The organism is Actinophytocola sp. (assembly GCF_036002505.1).
GTDB lineage: Bacteria > Actinomycetota > Actinomycetes > Mycobacteriales > Pseudonocardiaceae > DASYTH01.
Genome location: NZ_DASYTH010000441.1, coordinates 1 through 16,061, shown reverse-complemented (window position 1 = coordinate 16,061; position 16,061 = coordinate 1). Strand labels below are relative to the sequence as shown.

The 16,061-nt window shown below is 67.6% G+C and carries 15 protein-coding genes; 4 read left to right on the top strand and 11 right to left on the bottom strand.

The window, feature by feature from the left end; all coding sequences use genetic code 11:
• Nucleotides 1-6: 6 nt before the first annotated feature.
• From VGR06_RS39260 to xrtP, 7 genes are all read right to left on the bottom strand, one after another.
• Nucleotides 7-273: a MoaD/ThiS family protein gene (locus VGR06_RS39260; protein WP_327564314.1), complete on the bottom strand. Its 267-nt coding sequence runs from the start codon at nt 271-273 to the stop codon at nt 7-9.
• 39 nt (nt 274-312) lie between these two features.
• Nucleotides 313-1,461 carry an acyl-CoA dehydrogenase family protein gene (locus tag VGR06_RS39255; protein ID WP_327564313.1) on the bottom strand — a complete coding sequence of 383 codons (1,149 nt, stop codon included), beginning with the start codon at nt 1,459-1,461 and terminating at the stop codon, nt 313-315.
• 153 nt (nt 1,462-1,614) lie between these two features.
• A complete protein-coding gene (locus VGR06_RS39250; protein ID WP_327564312.1) occupies nt 1,615-2,022 on the bottom strand; it encodes a hypothetical protein in 408 nt (135 codons plus the stop codon).
• 443 nt (nt 2,023-2,465) lie between these two features.
• Nucleotides 2,466-4,019 carry a hypothetical protein gene (locus tag VGR06_RS39245; RefSeq protein ID WP_327564311.1) on the bottom strand — a complete coding sequence of 518 codons (1,554 nt, stop codon included), beginning with the start codon at nt 4,017-4,019 and terminating at the stop codon, nt 2,466-2,468.
• Nucleotides 3,974-4,780 (bottom strand): septum formation family protein, encoded by an 807-nt coding sequence (locus VGR06_RS39240; RefSeq protein WP_327564310.1) that lies wholly within the window; start codon nt 4,778-4,780, stop codon nt 3,974-3,976. Before VGR06_RS39240 ends, VGR06_RS39245 begins: the two co-directional genes overlap by 46 nt.
• A 210-nt stretch (nt 4,781-4,990) precedes the next feature.
• A complete protein-coding gene (locus VGR06_RS39235) occupies nt 4,991-6,391 on the bottom strand; it encodes a glycosyltransferase family 2 protein (protein ID WP_327564309.1) in 1,401 nt (466 codons plus the stop codon).
• Between the two features lie 19 nt (nt 6,392-6,410).
• The gene (xrtP, locus tag VGR06_RS39230; RefSeq protein ID WP_327564308.1) at nt 6,411-6,992 is read right to left on the bottom strand and encodes an exosortase P; all 582 of its coding nucleotides are present in this window, start codon (nt 6,990-6,992) and stop codon (nt 6,411-6,413) included.
• Between the two features lie 250 nt (nt 6,993-7,242).
• Here xrtP and VGR06_RS39225 point away from each other — a divergent pair, with 250 nt between their 5' ends.
• From VGR06_RS39225 to VGR06_RS39215, 3 genes are all read left to right on the top strand, one after another.
• Nucleotides 7,243-7,965, top strand: coding sequence for a choice-of-anchor P family protein (locus VGR06_RS39225; RefSeq protein ID WP_327564307.1), 723 nt, complete (start codon nt 7,243-7,245; stop codon nt 7,963-7,965).
• Nucleotides 7,966-7,975: 10 nt separating this feature from the next.
• Complete coding sequence (locus VGR06_RS39220) at nt 7,976-8,161, top strand: peptidase (RefSeq protein ID WP_327564306.1); 186 nt, start codon at nt 7,976-7,978, stop codon at nt 8,159-8,161.
• Nucleotides 8,162-8,316: 155 nt separating this feature from the next.
• Nucleotides 8,317-9,516, top strand: a complete 1,200-nt coding sequence (locus VGR06_RS39215; RefSeq protein WP_327564305.1) for a lytic transglycosylase domain-containing protein — start codon at nt 8,317-8,319, stop codon at nt 9,514-9,516.
• Nucleotides 9,517-9,835: 319 nt separating this feature from the next.
• Here the strand turns inward: VGR06_RS39215 and wecB are convergent, their stop codons facing one another.
• From wecB to VGR06_RS39195, 4 genes are all read right to left on the bottom strand, one after another.
• The gene (gene wecB, locus VGR06_RS39210) at nt 9,836-10,984 is read right to left on the bottom strand and encodes a non-hydrolyzing UDP-N-acetylglucosamine 2-epimerase (RefSeq protein ID WP_327564304.1); all 1,149 of its coding nucleotides are present in this window, start codon (nt 10,982-10,984) and stop codon (nt 9,836-9,838) included.
• Between the two features lie 107 nt (nt 10,985-11,091).
• A complete protein-coding gene (locus VGR06_RS39205) occupies nt 11,092-11,961 on the bottom strand; it encodes a hypothetical protein (protein WP_327564303.1) in 870 nt (289 codons plus the stop codon).
• A gap of 448 nt (nt 11,962-12,409) precedes the next feature.
• On the bottom strand, nt 12,410-13,696 hold the full coding sequence (locus VGR06_RS39200) for an FAD-dependent oxidoreductase (RefSeq protein WP_327564302.1): 1,287 nt from the start codon (nt 13,694-13,696) through the stop codon (nt 12,410-12,412).
• 20 nt (nt 13,697-13,716) lie between these two features.
• Nucleotides 13,717-14,502 (bottom strand): glycosyltransferase, encoded by a 786-nt coding sequence (locus VGR06_RS39195; protein ID WP_327564301.1) that lies wholly within the window; start codon nt 14,500-14,502, stop codon nt 13,717-13,719.
• A 376-nt stretch (nt 14,503-14,878) separates the two neighbouring features.
• On the opposite strand from VGR06_RS39195, the gene VGR06_RS39190 reads away from it, so the two are divergent.
• A partial coding sequence (locus VGR06_RS39190) for a sugar transferase (protein ID WP_327564300.1) occupies nt 14,879-16,061 on the top strand: 1,183 nt, incomplete at its 3' end.

Here is a 16,061-nt window from a genome sequence, read left to right as displayed (position 1 = left end):
TCGACGTCATCCGCCGGCGATGGCGGTGAGGAACTCGATCCTGTCGCTCTCGGACAACACCATGGTCCGGTCGGGGTTGGGCACGAGCTCGCCGTTGAGGAACAGCCGGTGCGCCCTGCGTAACTGGCCGGTGTTGTCCAGCAGGATTCGCCCCATCTGCGGGAGCTGGGAGGTCAGCTCGGTGAGCGCGTCGCCGAGCGTCGCGGCTGGTATCGGTACCGAGCTCCGGTTGCCGGCCGAACGAAGCAGTACTCCGGTGAACTCGAAATTCATGACCGTCGCTCATTCCTCTCATTTTTACGGCGTTCGTTGTCACACGCGGCCGGCGCGGGCTACGGCGGTGGCCCCCAGGTTGACCTCCAAGATGTCCTGTGTGCCGGCCGCGACCGCGAGACCGGCGTAGTCGCGGATATACCGTCCCAGATGCGGCGTTCCGTAGTAGCCGTAACCACCGAGCACGCGCAGAGCCAACTCGAGCACGAACCGGACCTGCTCGGCAACGAAGTACTTGGCCGCCGAGACAACCGGATCAAATATGGGTTCGGCACCGCCCGCGGTGACGTAGCTGAGCGCGTGGTACAGCATGGCCCGGGCCGATTCGATCGCCACATACATTCGCCCGAGCGACGATTGCACGTTCTTCATCCCCGCGACGGATTCGCCATAGCGGATGGTGCCCGTCAAACGCGCTACGCAGTCCTCCAGAACCGCCTGGGCGCGACCGAGCGGAGCACAGACGATCCACAGTCGCTGATCGCTAAGGAACCGCTGGGCGTGAGTGAGCCCGTCACTTGCCGCCACCAACCGGTCGGCCGGCAGTAGAACGTCGTCGAAGGTGACCGTCCCCGCCGCCGTCGTCCGATGCCCGAGCCCGTCGGCCGGTGTCACCCGCACACCGGGATCATCGCGATGCACCAGACATGCCACCATATCCCCGGCTTCGTCCAGCGGGTAGGTCAGAAAGACATCGGTGAGCAGCCCGCCGGTGACGTAGACCTTGTGACCGGACAGAACGTAGCCGTCGCCCTTGCGGTGAATCTGGGTGTGGAACGCGAAAGCATCGGCGTCCTCCGTGTACGCGGTGCCAGCCGCGCACCGGCCCTCGGCAATGGGGATCACATATCCTTCGATCACGTCGGCGCGGCCGGTCTCGTACAGGAGTTGCGCTATGGTGGTCCGAATGCTGAGGAGCAGCGGAAACGCTACGTCCATACATCGGTAGCCGATCTGTTCGAGCACCATTCCCCAGGTCAGCGGATCCACGCCCTCTCCGCCAACCTGCCTGGGCAGCGCCAACGCCTGCAGTCCGGTCGAGGCCGCCGCGGCCATCAGCTCCGGCGGCGGCGGAAGTTCGGCGGCGTCCCGGTCGACGACGGACGCGCTGATCTCGTTCAGCAGGTCTCCCCAACGGGTGAGAACGAGATTGGCGACCTCTCCCCGGCGGTCCATGACAGCAACCACGGCGTTTTCCTCCAGCGATGAGCAGGCCCCGAGCACTTGAGGTGGGAGCGGGCTTCACTATGGCACCGGCCGGTGGCGGTGAGGCATTCACTGGGAGGCTGATGTGTTGAACGTGTTGAACGCTGCCCGTTTCCGGGCGCCGAGATCGATTACCTAAGGTTGCAGCATGGTGGCCGTACCGGCGAAGCTGGCGCCGGTCACCGGTGGGAAGATGAAGAAGCCGTAAAGCCCGGTGAAGCCGGTCAGCGTCAACGGCATCTCCACCGTCGACCCGTTCATTTCGCCGCTGGCGACGCTCGCCGTGAACACCAGCAGCGGCCGGAAACAGCCAAGCTCCAGCTGATCGTCGAGTGGCCCGCCACATGGACGTCGGCGTCGACCCAGGTAACCGCGATCGTTCCACTCGCGGTTCCTATCAGGCTCAACGGGCTGGGCAGACACGTCAGAGTGGCGGTGCCCGAGATTACGCCGGTGCCGCCGACGAACGGTTGTCCCGTCGGCGACGTGCACGGCGTGCCCGCAATGAGTTGGGAGCCGAAAACCATCGATCCCCAACGGCATTCGGGACAGGATTCACCAACAACATGGAGGATTATTCGTGTGTCCTGAGCGCGAAGGAGGCTCCTCTCCGTGCGATGTCATCCAGGCTCCAAGCGAAGAGTGCTGGTACTCAAGTAGCGCCGATCACACCTGCATTGTTTCGCTATTGGGATAACGGATCAGTTGCGGTACCTTCACGTGGCGAGGGCGACTGGCGGTGAGCCATTCACCCGGTAGCTGATGTTGAACATGTTGAAACACCGCCCGGTTCATGCACGCAGATTTGCTGACTGGCGAACACGGTGTCGGGGAAAGCCGGGCGTCCGGTAGCTCAGGAGGGCGGCGAGCAAGGCTGGAAGGGACGTCGAGTTGATCTTGATCCGGGTTGGGTGGGAAAGCAACGTGACGTTGCTTGCCCTCTACGGCATCAACGTGACGTTCCTTCCCCCCACCGCGATTGCCCTTCAGCCGGTGCGGACCGCAAGCTGCGAGGTGGTATGTCCGGGCATCGGGCGTCGGCGACCTATCCACAGTGCGATACCCAGCGGGACCGTGAGGGCGGTGAGAAGGTCGACGACGACCATGTGCTTGATGAGGTCGGCCATGCCCTCGGACAGGAGTACCGCCCAGAACTGGCAGAACAGCGCGGCCATCACCACGCATCCGGTCCGCCCGATCGGGGACCGGCGGTACGCGGCGACGGCGAACACGATCGTGGCGACCAGCCAGTGCAGCGCCAGCAGTCCCGGCGCCGCCGCGTACAGCGCGAACAGGCCGGTGGCCGTCTCGAGCCGGTGCTCGGCGGCGTTCGGCTGCTGGCCGGGTCCGGCCGGACGGTTGGCCAGGTAGGTCGCCGGCGGCCGGAAATCGGCGGCGCCGGCGAGCCCCGCGAAGCCGAGGTGTGGCAACCGGCCCGGATGGCTCAGGTAGAACATCGCCACCTTGCCGAATGTGACCTGCTCGGTGAAGCCGGTGTAGGCCGGGAGCATGGCGGCCGACCCGACAGCGGAGATCGGTTTACCCGACCCGCTCGCCAGTTGCGGGTCCAGGCCGAACCACCGCAGGTCGTCGGTCGGATCCGGGCTGTTCGGCAGGATCGTGAGGAAAACCTGGCTGTACATGTTGGCCTCGGAGAAGCGTTTGGGTTGCGCGGCCAGGTAGGCCACGCTCAGCCAGACCAGCCCCGTCGCGAGCAGGACCGCCACCGCGCGGCGCCGGGCCGCGGCGCGCAGGCGGGTCGACCGCGAGTCCCCCTCGGCGACCAGGTCGGCGCCGGGGCCGGGACGAAGCAGCAGCGCGAGCAGCAGTCCGGGCAGAAGACTGATCATCTGGGTCTTGCTGGTCAGCACGAACGCGGCCACGACCGCGGTGACGAGCAGCGTCGGCCAGGTCGGCTGCCGCTCCCGAAACAGCCGAACCAGCGCCGGACACAGCAGCAGGACACCGAGGAAGCTCGCCGGCTCGGAGTAAGCCGAGACGAAATAGTCCGCGAAGCCCGGGTCGGCGAGCACAGCGGCGGTGGCCAGGCCGACCGCCGCGCGGCCGAGGACCGGGCCGCGCAGCTCCGCGACGAGCCAGCCGACCGCGATCCCGGCGATCACTGCGCAGACCACGCCGAGCACGCGCAGATCAAGACCTCCGGGCAGGCCGAACGCCCCGGTCAGCCAGCTCGCGATCCGCAGGAGCAGCAGCTCGGAGGAGAAGTATGGCTGGCCGGTTCCGTTCGCGCCGCAGGTTTCCCCGACGAACTGGTAGTTCAGCCAGGTGAAGCGGACGAACGCGTTGGGGGACGCGTCCCACGGGATGTCCGCGCGCAACCCCAACTGGCAGAGCAACCGGTGCCCGTCGCCCTGATCGGCCAGGCCGACCGGCGTCGGCAGCAGCAGCCGCACGATCATGCCCACGGCACACGCGACACCGACCCCGGCAGCGACCCGGAGGGGGTGCCGCTCGGCGATCCTCCGCACCCGGTTCACCGGTTCGACTCCGCCGCCGTGCCGGCGCGCGCGCCGGTCCATGACGCACCGCTGGTGTCCGCCAGCTGGCAGGCGGCTGTCGGGGCCGGCTTGCCGGCGACCGGCGTGGCCGAGACCCGGTACTCGCCGGGCACCGGTCGACCCAGGTATTCGACGACGTAGGGGGCGCACGCCGTCGCCGCCCATACCTCGATGTCCACATCAGACGGTACGGGCAGCCAGGCGTTGACGAACTCCGCGTCGTGCGACCGGGCGCACGGCACCGGCCGGGCACCGGCGGCGCAACGACGGAACCAGCCGCCGTAGGGGCGGCGGAACGCGTTGCGGAGCGGCTCCTTGAGCACCGGAGCGGCGCCGTTCACCGGCTCGGTCGCCATCAACTCGCAGCGGTAGCGCCGCAAGCCGGCGCGCCACTCGCCAGGAGCTGGAAAGCGGACCACGATCTGGAGGAAGCCGTGCTCGTCCCGCGGAGCCGCCCCGAGGTACTTCCGGATCGCGGTCTCGTCCTGGCACAGCCCGTTCCGCATCAGGTTGAGCGCCTCGAGCCCCGGGCGGTCCCCGCGCTGCGCCAGCGGGCCGGTGAGCGTGCCGACGGACATCGTCTCCGTCTGGTGCGGTTCCGTGCACGGTACCGGCGGGCGCAGATCCGCCGTGTTGTAGTACTCCTCGACGCTGGCGAACCGGTGGCACGTTCCGACGTTCTGGACAGAGGTGGGTACCGCGTCCCGATACGGGTCATGGATCAGCCAGGCGCCGAGCACCATCGAGATCGTGACGGGAACACCGCCTAACAACGCCGCCACCCTTGTGACACGACGCAGCTCCACAGCCATCCAATGCTTATCGTCTCCCGAAGGAGAATTCGTGCGGACGCGGGCCATCATACGGATTTCCGCGCCATATCGAACCAATGTCACCTAATCGGATTACCGTCCGGTGGCGTGTTCCGCCGGCCGCGTTCTGCCGGCGTCAAGAACAACGTCGACAAACAAGTACACCAGAATCACCGGCGACTAGGTCTCGGCCGCGACGAGGTCGAGGTTGCCCCGCTCGGTGTTCCGGCGCGTCTTCGCCCAGCCGTTGCGGCCGAGCAGCAGCCTGGCCAGGGCCCGCCACGAGGTGATGTAGAACGAGTAAATGTATACGGCGTAGGTCAGCCCGTAGCCCACGCCGCGGAGCCAGCCGCCCTTGCGCTCACACCGCGCCCAGTAGATCGGTCCCCAGATGATGAACGGCAGCAGCCCGAAGGATCCGTATACCGTGAACAGGATCCAGGCTCCGTCGGTTATCCAGTTCCACACCTGCTCCGGTTGCCGCATCATGCGGATTCCCAGGAGCACGAAGGGAATCGGGTAGACGATCGTCCCGATCAGCTGCATCCACGGTTGGGCGAGGTAGTAGAGCATCTCGGCCGCGCCCAGCGTCGTGATGTAACGGGAGGACCAGATCCGGCGCACGTAGCGCGCGCATTGCATGGTCCCCTGCCCCCAGCGGGTGCGCTGGGCGAGGAACCGCCGCACGCTGTACAGCCCCTCCTGCTGGACGTGGGCGTCCACAGTGAACCCGGTACGCCAGCCGGCGGTGAGCAGATGCACCCCGAGTTCGAAATCCTCGAGCAACGACCCGCGCCACGGGCTCTTGTCGCGGCCGGCGACGGAATCCAGCGCGGACAACCGGGTGAGCTGCCCGTTCCCACCCATCGAGATGGTGCCGGTGTGCTTGCGGGACATCTGGATTGCCGCGATGGCCGCGCGAAACTCGAGATCCTGCATGCGTACCAGGGTGGATCCGAGGCTCCACGACCGGCGTGCGTCCCGCGGCGGGTCGTTCCGGTTGGACATCCACACGTCGACCTGGACGGCACCGATCTCGGGATTGCCGAACAGGTGCTCCGCCGCGCAAACGTCCAGGCAGTTGGGCGACGGTCGGCCGTCCGCGTCAACCACGACCACCACGATCCGGTCGGGGTCGAGCGCACCGCCCCGCCCGTTCCGCGCGCCGAGCCAGCGCCGCAGGGAGCGATACCCGGCGTTGAGCGCGTCCCCTTTCCCCGTCCGCGCGCGCGGACGGCGACGCTGGATGAGGTGAACGAACTCGTCCCTGCCCGGGCCGCGACCGCGGAGCCGCCGTACCAGGCCGGCGGTCCGGTCATCGGAATCATCGTCGATGATCCACAGATGCGCCCGCGGAAACGTGCCGCGGAGGTAGCGGGCCGTGTCGGAGATGACCGCCTCCTCGTCCCGGCAGGGAATCAGGAAATGCCACTCGAACGCGGTCGCGTCACCGGACTTCACCGGTTTGTGCCGCAGGTAGGGGACCACGATCAGACACACGTAGGTGAGGAACGCGACACTCATCGTCAACGCAAGAGCCTGCGTGAACCCGAGCACGAACTCCAGCGACGAATAGTTCATGTAGCCGCTTCCCGTACCACTAGTGTTCGCTGCCTGGTCGCGGGGGCTCGCCGGCTCGTCGTTCCGCCCGGGAACGCCGGGTCGCCAGCCAGACGAACAGGATCAACGCCACCGCACCGCCGAACACGCTCACCATCGAGCCGAAGAACGTGTGCCCCCAGTAGTAGCCGCGGTCGGTGCCCAGCCAGTTGATCAGGCCGACCAGGGTGAGCACCCTGAGTTGGTTCACCGTGACGACCACGGCCGCGGCGACGAGCAGCGCGCTGGCGACGCGGCGGGTCACGGCCGGCCGCAGCAGGATCATTCCGGCGCCGATGAGCAACAGCGGCAGGAGAAGAAATGCCGAGGTGCATTCGGGGGTCATCCGCAGTCCGAACGGTGTGGGTGACCCGAGTCCGAAGTAGATGGTCTGGCGCCCGCCGGAGACATGAACCCCGGAGGATGTGGCGGACCGCACCACGATACCGGCCAACATGACCTCGGCCGTTCGGTATGCGGTATGGAACACCACCAGTGCGGCCGCCATGACCACCAGCCCGGCCGCGAGCAGCATCGGACCCGTCCTGTTCCACCGTGCCGGAATCAGGCTGATAGCCGTCACCGTTACTCCCGACAATCGCTTGGCATCGTGTCGGAAAACTTAGTCACTGTCTTATGTGGATCGCACGCTACACCACCCGATCGTGCGTTCCCACGTCCACGATCGACTGACATCCCGCATGTCGGCCTGCGGAAAAGATCATCAGCGATGGACGCTGCATGCGATCACTTCGCCATGGAAAGCCTTGTGGCGGAGGGTAATGACGAATCGGAGGTTCAGCGTGAAGATCCACAGGTTCAGACACGGCGGGGTGGTCGGGCTATCGATAGCAGCAGCGCTACTGATCGCTGCCGCGCCCGCCTCCGCGGACGTCGGTGACGGATCCGCCTTCGCGGCCAAGGTGAACCTGACAATACCCCTGGGTTCACCGGTGAACGTCGGTCCGCTCGCCGTGTCGAACACCAACGGTCCGACGTCGGCCAGCGTGGCGAGCCTTGACGCCGGGCTCATTTCCGCCGGAGTGATGGAAACCTCGGCGGTGCACGACGAGGCGACCGGCGAGGTGAAGGCCAGCGCCAGTACCGCCAATGTGAAAATCGCGCTCGGCGCCCTGGGTGGCACGGTGGGCCTCATCCAGGCAAGCTGCTCGGCCACCCAGGGCCAGGACCAGGACCCGATCACGGGTACGTCATCGTTGGCCAACGTCAACCTGGCCGGGATCACACTGCCGCTCAACCCGGCACCGAACACCAAGATCGATCTGCTCGGGCTCGCGACGCTCGTGCTCAACGAGCAGATCGTGAACCCGGACGACGGCAGCCTCACGGTCAACGCGTTCCACCTGACGGTGAACGTCCTCGGCGTAGCCAGCGGCGAGGTCATCATCTCGTCGGCGACCTGCGGACCGGCGACACCCCCCATTCCGCTCGCCTCCGGCGCCGGTTTGTGGATCAGCCTGGGCCTGCTCGGTCTGGCGGCAATCCCGATCAGCCGCGCCATCATCCGCCACCGGCGGGCCATTACGGCGCCGTAGGGAGTTCAACATGTACAACGGTCCGATGACCGGCGGTACCGCCGGAGTCGGAATGGGCGCGCTCGCCGCGACCGGCAGCGACCTGGTCTGGTGGATCTTCCTCGGCCTGGCCATGCTGGTCACGGGACTGCTCACGCTGCACGTCGCCCAGCGGCGGCTCCGGGTGAAGCTCGAGCCGAAGCAGCGGGACAGTTAGCCCGTCCAGTCCGATGAGGACCTGACGCGGCACGGACCAGCCCCGCGTGCGGCTGGCCACCAGGATGCCGCCGGCAACCGGCGCGCTCGACCACCGGTGCCGGCGGCATCCACCCCACCGCTCCCACTCACCATCGCCGTCCGACTGTCCCTGTCATGAGGCCACGATTGAACTCACCAGCGCACCACACCCAACACCTGCGCCAGAGGCTGGGCGTGGCCGCCTTGGCGGTGGCCGTCCTCATTCCGGCCTCCATCACCGATCCAGCCACGCCCGGACCGCCGCCGGCCAGCAGCCCAGAGGGGCCGCGCCAGGAGCCGTGGAACCAGCCGGTCCTGACTCTGGGGGCCCCCGGCGCCACCGGCCAGCTGCCGGAGCTCGATCCGATCCCGCCGGTAGACCCGGTTCCGGCCCGCCCGGACGTGGCCGGTCAACCGGCGCCACCGGTCCGGCCGGTCTCGTCCGCCCGGATCACCGGAAAGTCCGGCATACCCGGGATCGTGCTGCAGGCCTACCAGCGAGCGGAACGGGCGACGTCCGACCGCGATCCCGGATGCGGCCTCGGCTGGCCCGCGCTCGCCGCAATCGGACGGATCGAGTCCGGCCACGCGCGCGGCGGCCAGGTCGACTCCGCCGGCACCACCGTGCACCCCATCCTCGGCCCCCAGCTGAGCGGTGGCCCGGGAGTCGCGGCGATACCCGACACCGACGGCGGAAGACTGGACAACGACCCGGTTTGGGACCGCGCGGTCGGACCGATGCAGTTCATACCCGGCACCTGGCGGAAATACGCTTGGCCGGGAGCCAACCCGCACAACGTCTTCGACGCCGCGCTCGCGGCCGCCAGGTATCTGTGCGCGGGCGGTGGCGACCTCCGCGACCGCGAACGGCTCGCCGCGGCGGTGTTCCGCTACAACCACTCCGCCGCCTACGTCGACACGGTGCTGAGCTGGGCCGACGCGTACGCCCACGGTGTGACCCCGATGGCCCCGGTCCCGGTGCCACCCGCGCCACCGACGCCCACACCGGCCGCCAGCGCACCGCCCACGACCACCGAACCGGAGACCAGCCCGACCCCGACGCCATCCTCGGCTCCGCCGTCGACCCCGCCGTCTGACCCACCGCCGACCAGTTCCACGGTCGAGCCGACGCCATCCGGTCCCGGCCCGGACACCGACGACCAGAATCCGCCCACCACCGGGTCTTCCGAGACGACCACCTCGGAGGCCGTCCCCACACCGAGCGAGCGGAATCCTGAGGTTGAGGAGACGAACCGCGAGCCGAGCGTCGTTCAAGCACTTCCGTCCGCCTGCGGGCAGACCTGTCACTCACGTTACCGACAAGTGCGGGTGTAGTTGTAGTACTCCAGCCGCATTTCGTGAGGTTCGGCGTGTTGGCCTGCGGCGTCGCTATGTTGGCCTGCGGCGTCGCCATGTTGGCGGGGTGCGCGTCGGGGTTGTCGTCAGCGGTGTCCGGCGGCGTCGTCACCAGCCAACACACCCACGCCACAGGCCAACACGGCGACGTGAGGCGCCAAGATGGTTACGAGGTGCGGCTGTAGTTGTAGGACCGCAGGAGCAAAGGACTCCTTCAGGACGTTCAATGTCCTGAGGAGTCCTTCAAGGCATACCTCCGCGCACCAGCAGTCCCAAGAAGACGGCCGGAGTTGGGAGTTCACCGGGAGACGAGCCGCTCTACCATCTCGCTCACAATGCGTTGGGAGGCGGTGCCGTCGCCGTACGGGCTCGGCAGAACGCTCAACCGCGCGTGCAGGTCACCGATGTCGTCCAGCCACATGTTTGCCGTCTTGCTGACGAGCTCCCCCACGTCAACCAGCACACCGAAGTCGCCCAGCGACTCGGGACGCTCGGTCGAGCGGCGTACGGCGATGAACGGTCGCTTGAGGACGGTGCACTCCTCCTGGACGCCACCGGAGTCGGTGATGACCAGCGCGGCGTGCCTGACCAGACTGAGAAAAGTGCCGGAGCCTTGCGGTTCCACCACGACGGTGCCGTCGAGCAGGTGCCACAGGTGGCTCGCCTCAACCGCGGCGGCCGTCCTCGGATGTAGCGGCAACACCACAGGCAGCCGCACTTTCCCGAGCTCGGCCAGAATCGTGGCGAGTACGGCCGGGTCGTCAGTGTTCTCCGGCCGGTGCAGAGTCGCCACGACGTAGCCGTCCGGCCGCAGCCCGCGGGACTCGAGGACGGAAGTCCTGGCCGTCGGCGGCGGCAGTTGTGCATGCACCGTTTCCACGATCGGGTTACCGGTGAGCACCACATGACCGCCGCTGATGCCCTCGCGCGCGAGATTGTCGACGTTTCCGGGCGACGCCGCGCACAGCAAATCGGAGAGGTGGTCGGTCACCACCCGGTTGTGCTCTTCTGGCATACACCGATCAAAGCTGCGAAGTCCCGCCTCGACATGCACCACCGGCACCTCCAAGGCGTTGCCGGCGAGCGCGCCGGCAACGGTCGAGTTCGTGTCGCCCTGCACGATGACGACGTGGGGCCGGTTGTCGCGGAAGTTCGCATCGAGACCGGCGAGGGCCGCGGCGATCTGGCTCGCCCTGGTACGGCCGCCGACATCAAGCTGGACATGGGGGCACGGCAGACGCATCTCGCCGAAGAACAGCTCCGACATGGCCGGGTCGTAGTGCTGTCCGGTGTGCACGATCCGCGCCCTGCGGCCGAGCAGCTTGATCACCACCGACAGCTTGACGATCTCGGGTCGGGTACCCAACACCACTGCCACGCTCTCATCGGGCAGCGGGTCGAGCAGGTCGGCGGACAAAGAGCCGGACGACATGAACGGCACGGTCACCAGACACCTGTCTTCTCTGTAGGGATGGGGAAGTAGCGAGGGGTCCCAAGTCCGGTAGCCGAGATGACCGCCGGACTTGGGACCTGGCACTGATCCGGAATGCGCCGTCAGCTCAGTTCGGTCGCTACCGCATCGAGGCCGGTGAGATCCGAGACCAGGCCGGCTACCGGCGAGACGATCGACGCGGTGGCGGGCGCCGAGTCCGAAGCCACGGTCGAAGGCCCGGACTCCATCGTCGTGCCGTCGATCGACGTGGTGCCGGTGTCGGTTGCCGCCGTCTCGTTCTCGACCACGTCGGGGGAACTCTCCGGACCAGCGGTACCGCTGACCACCTCGGTGGTCAGGTCCGCCGTCGGGACCGCGTCCACGGAGACCGCGTCCGCCGGAGTCGCCTCCACGGAAGGCGCATCCGCCGGAACCACGTCCGCCGGAGTGGTGGCCGCCGCCACCGGAGCCGCGACAGGCGCGGTGCCTTCGGCCGGCACGGAACCGGTGGCCGGCTTGTGCTCCGCCGGCAGCTCGGCGGAGACCGTGGCGGCTGGCGTGGAACTCGCCGACGGCGCGGGGCTGGCGGCCGACCTGGCAACCGGTGCTACCTCGGTGCCGGTCGTCCCTGCCTCCTTGTTGCAGCCGCAGTCACCGTTATCTCCGTCGCCCGAGTCCCCGTCGTCCCCGTTATCGCCGTCATCGCCGTCATCGCCGTCGCCCGGATCGGTCATCCACCACGGATAGTAATAGTAGGAATAGTAGTAATAGTTGTAACTAACGCCGCTGTTCTGCAGGCAGGAGCCGCCCAAGCCCAGCAGCCCACCGAGATCGAGGCGGAGCCCGAGAAGACCGGAAGATGTGGACCCGGACTGGGCCACGCAGCAAGCCGGCGGCTCTTCGGCCGATGCGCTCGGCGTGACGAGCGTTCCCAGGAAAGCGAGGCCAACTGTCGCTCCCGTCACGGCGGCGATGCGACGGATGATGCCCATTTTTTTCTCCCTCCATTGAAGGATTTGCACGGTGCGTCAAAACTGTTCTCAGAACCCCGCACCGATAGGAAACGTACTGCACTTCGTCATACCGCAGGGACGCCAAAAGCCACTATGTCACTCGATCGTGTACCTTTCCGAAAGAGCGACAAAGCAAGAGGAGGCGCTACGCTACCGCGGACGAACTAAGCACGCACCGACGAATACCTCATCGTGTGACACACTCCCGAGATTCTCGCTCGAGAGATTCTTGGTTTCCGAGGCCATGGCCAAGCCGTCGCCCGGTCGAGTTATTGCTTGATCGCGGCCGTCCCCAATTCGGTGACCTGCCCGTTACGGGAGCCAACCTGCTCACCGTGTCCGCGGTTCTGGTACGTGGCAGTGCCGCATCACAAAATGTTGGTGCACCGAGCCGTTCTGCCCCGCCCCTGCGCGGGCGGTGGGGTTGTCACGAAGTCGCCGCGGACCGGGCCGCCGGGCCTACCATTGCCGCGACCTGATTGGCGAGGCGGACGCTGGAGTTCCAGCTGGTGACCTTCGGGTAGATGTGCGCGGTCGTCGCCAGCAGCACCGGGGTGCCCGGCACCACGACGGGTGGTCGCCGTTGGAGGTATCCCAACGGATACACGGGCTCCACGAACGGCGCTTTGAAGACCTGGACGTCCTCGACCGCGTCGTCCGTGAGGGAGTAGAGGTCACGCAGCTGGGTGGTCCACCGCGCGGCGATGCTGGCATCGTCCTCTTGATACAGCTCGGATTCCCGGTCCGTGTAGCGCATGGCATACGTCAGGTGCCGCCCCGCGTAAGATCCGGTTCCGGTCAGCGTGGACATCTCCACCACGCCGTCGAAGTCGGTGCCCGAACGCAGCACCGGCGTCCAGTAGTGGCCGGTGAGTGGGGTACGCAGGAAGAACAGCGCGTTGACCACCCCCTGATACGGCAGGTGGACGGTAGGCAGCCGAGCGGCGAGTTCCTCGTCGGCCAGGCTTCGCAGCAGGGGCAGCGGAAGCGTCGACACGACATGATCGGCCTCGATCGTCTCGTTGCCGTGGACCACGAGGCGCGCCCGGGTACGCGTGTTGGAGAGGCGGAGCGCGGGGGTGGAGGTGCGTACCGTGGCGCCGCCCTCCTGGAGCACCGTGTGCAGGGCGTCGATGATCGTTTTGTATCCGCCGGCGGGGTAGCCGCGGGTGGCCACGTTGCGTTCCCGGCCCAGGCGCTGCCAGACGTACAGCGCAGGCACGTCGCCGAAGGACTCGCCGAACTTCGAGCCGAACATGGGCGCCAGCAGGGTCTCCCACACCGCGTCGCCATAGATGTCGCGCAACCAGTCCTCGGTGCGGACCGCGTCGAGGTCCTTGTTCCGGCCGAGCCGGCGCAACAGCAGGGATGCCACGCCGAACCGGATGCGGTCGCGCGGCATGAGCGGCGTGAACCGCAGCAGGTCCTTCGCCGAGTTGAACGGGTAGTGGCAGCCCTCGACGATCATGCCCATGCTGGTCCGGCGCCAGCGTAGGTCGTCCCGCAGGCCCAGCTCCGCCAGCAGGGCCAGCAGATCACGGTCGGTGGGCATGATGCAGTGATAGAAGCGTTCGACCCACTCATCGCGCCACCGGAAGAAGGTGCCGAGCCCGCCGAGCTGGTCGCTGCTCTCGAACAGCGTGACCCGGTGGCCCGCCCGCATGAGCCGGTAAGCGGCCGCCAGTCCACAGATGCCGCCGCCGACCACTACCACGCGCGACGCGCCCGCCGGGTTCACAGCGCCCGGTACGGGGCTGGTGCCAGGCGGTCCCGTGCCAGGAGTGTGAGGTACTGAGTGATCGTCCGCACGAGCCGGAGCTTGCTGGCGCCCTGCTTGCGGTCGTACCGAAGGGTCAGCGGGATCTCGGTGATCACCGGCTGGCAATGGCGGAGCTTGAGCAGGAGTTCCACCATGCACGCGAAGCCCTGCTCTTCGATGAGTCGCTCACCCCAGTGCCGCGCGGCCCGGTCGAGCAGGCTGACGCGGTACGCACGGAAGCCGCTGGTGAAGTCACGCACGTCGCCGACCCTGAGCGTGTGGTTGAGCAGGACGGCGGCGCCGCGGGAGAGCAGCCGCCGCCCGAGAGGGGCGGTGGCGTCATCGCCGCCGACGACGAACCGAGAGCAGATCGCGACGTCGGCGCCGGCGGCGATCTCGGCTCGCAACCGGGGGATCAACGCCGGGTCGTGGGTGTCGTCGGCGTCCATGACGACCATGATGTCGTCCTCCCGCACCGCGGTCTCGAGCACCGCGCGCAGGCCTGACTGCACGGCCTGACCCAGACCCAGGTTGACCCGGTGGCGCACCAGCCGGACGTCGAGCCCCGGCACGCCGGTAGCGGCCGTCTCGGCCGTGGCGTCGGAGGATCCGTCGTCCACCACCCAGACCGTGAGCTTCTCGGTGCGTGCAAGCTCGGCGAGCCGGCCCAGGAGGAGCGGCAGCGCTGCCGACTCGTTGTAGGCGGGGAGCACGACATGCGTCGTGCCGCACACCCGCACCGCGGCGTCTTCGATGGTCACTGGGTCCCTCTGAAGCGGTCGAATTCGAATGGCCGCAGAATTATGAACCGGTCACCGGCGAACCACCCCGTGCCCCCCTTCGAGTTTTCTACCGGCACGCGGCAAACTGTGTGGTGATGACCGGGAAGACGGGCTCAAAAAGCACGGATAAAACACACGAAAAGAGGGGATCTGTAATCGAACGAGTGACGAAAAGCGCAACCCGAGCGCCCGCCTGTTCACGCACGATAACAACGAACTCGATCAGGTGGAGTCAATTGGGTGACACGGTCAATGGGCCAAACTTCCACCGAAAGGGTGATCAACGCTGACCGGAGTGGCTTCGGCCTTCGCCCCCACCGCTGCGCCACAGCATCGACGTGCCCGCCGCCGGCCGATGCGCGAGCTACTGGCACGGGACGCGCCCAGCCGCGTCAACGCCGTAGCGGTCCTCCTCGTCCTCGTCGATGTCGGCGCCGTGCTGGGCGCGGCGCTGACCACGGGGCTGGATCCGGGCTGGACCGCGGTCACGGGGGCCGTGCTGCTCGGTGTACGGGCAAGCAGCCGCCTCTACCGCAGGCGCCTGCTGCTGTCGTGGTTCCACGACCTCCCGCGCTCGGTCACCGCGACCATGACCTCGTTCGCGCTGCTCACCTGCGTCGCGCTGGTCGCCGCGCAGCCCGCGAACGTGTCCGGGGTGCAATGGACCGTCGTGGCCTTCGCCGGATTCGGCGAACCCGTCCGGCTCGCCGTGTTCGCGTTCGGACGCTGGGCCAGACGCCGCCTCGGTCGCTGCGACCGCGCGATCGTGGTCGGCGCGGGAAAGGTCGGAGTCGACCTGGTCAGGACCATGTGGGACCACCCGGAGTTCGGGCTGCAGCCGGTCGGCTTCGTCGATCCGGAACCTGGGTTCGACCCCGCCGACCTCCCCGTGGCCCTGCTCGACGAGGACCTGTCCGCCGCGATCCTTCGGCACCGGGTGGGCACGGTCATCCTCGCGTTCTCCCATGCGCGTGACCCGCTCGTGATCGACGCGGCGATCGCCGCACACCGCCTCGGTTGCACCACCCTCGTCGTGCCGCGGATGTTCGAGCTGTACCACGACGGACCCGACATCGAGCGGCTGCGCAGCTACCCGCTCATGCGGTTGAGCACCGCTCCGACCAGCCGGCCGAGCTGGTGGATCAAGCGGGGTATGGACGTGGCGCTGGCCACGGTCGCGCTTACCGTGCTCTGGCCGGTGATCGCGGCGTGCGCGCTGGCCGTGTTGTTCGAGAGCGGCCGTCCGGTGATCTTCCGCCAGGTGCGGGTCGGCATGGACGACCGCACGTTCGAGATCTACAAGATCCGCAGCGTCCGGCCGGGTGTGCTGGACGACTCGCAGACCCGATGGTCGGTCGTCGGCGATGCCAGGGTGGGACCGGTTGGGCGATTCCTGCGCCGTTTCTCACTCGACGAGCTGCCGCAACTGTGGAACATCCTCCGTGGCGACATGTCCATTGTCGGCCCGCGGCCGGAGCGACCTGGTTTCGTGCGCGAGTTCTCCAGCATTCACGAGCTGTACTGGGCACGGCACCGGG

What these genes read in the sequence shown, in the direction of transcription:
- VGR06_RS39250 (WP_327564312.1), bottom strand. Translation starts at nt 2,022, where the DNA reads ATGCCGTTGGGGATCGATGGTTTTCGGCTCCCAACTCATTGCGGGCAC.
- VGR06_RS39235 (WP_327564309.1), bottom strand. Translation starts at nt 6,391, where the DNA reads ATGAACTATTCGTCGCTGGAGTTCGTGCTCGGGTTCACGCAGGCTCTT.
- VGR06_RS39245 (WP_327564311.1), bottom strand. Translation starts at nt 4,019, where the DNA reads ATGGACCGGCGCGCGCGCCGGCACGGCGGCGGAGTCGAACCGGTGAAC.
- VGR06_RS39215 (WP_327564305.1), top strand. Translation starts at nt 8,317, where the DNA reads ATGAGGCCACGATTGAACTCACCAGCGCACCACACCCAACACCTGCGC.
- VGR06_RS39220 (WP_327564306.1), top strand. Translation starts at nt 7,976, where the DNA reads ATGTACAACGGTCCGATGACCGGCGGTACCGCCGGAGTCGGAATGGGC.
- VGR06_RS39260 (WP_327564314.1), bottom strand. Translation starts at nt 273, where the DNA reads ATGAATTTCGAGTTCACCGGAGTACTGCTTCGTTCGGCCGGCAACCGG.
- VGR06_RS39205 (WP_327564303.1), bottom strand. Translation starts at nt 11,961, where the DNA reads ATGGGCATCATCCGTCGCATCGCCGCCGTGACGGGAGCGACAGTTGGC.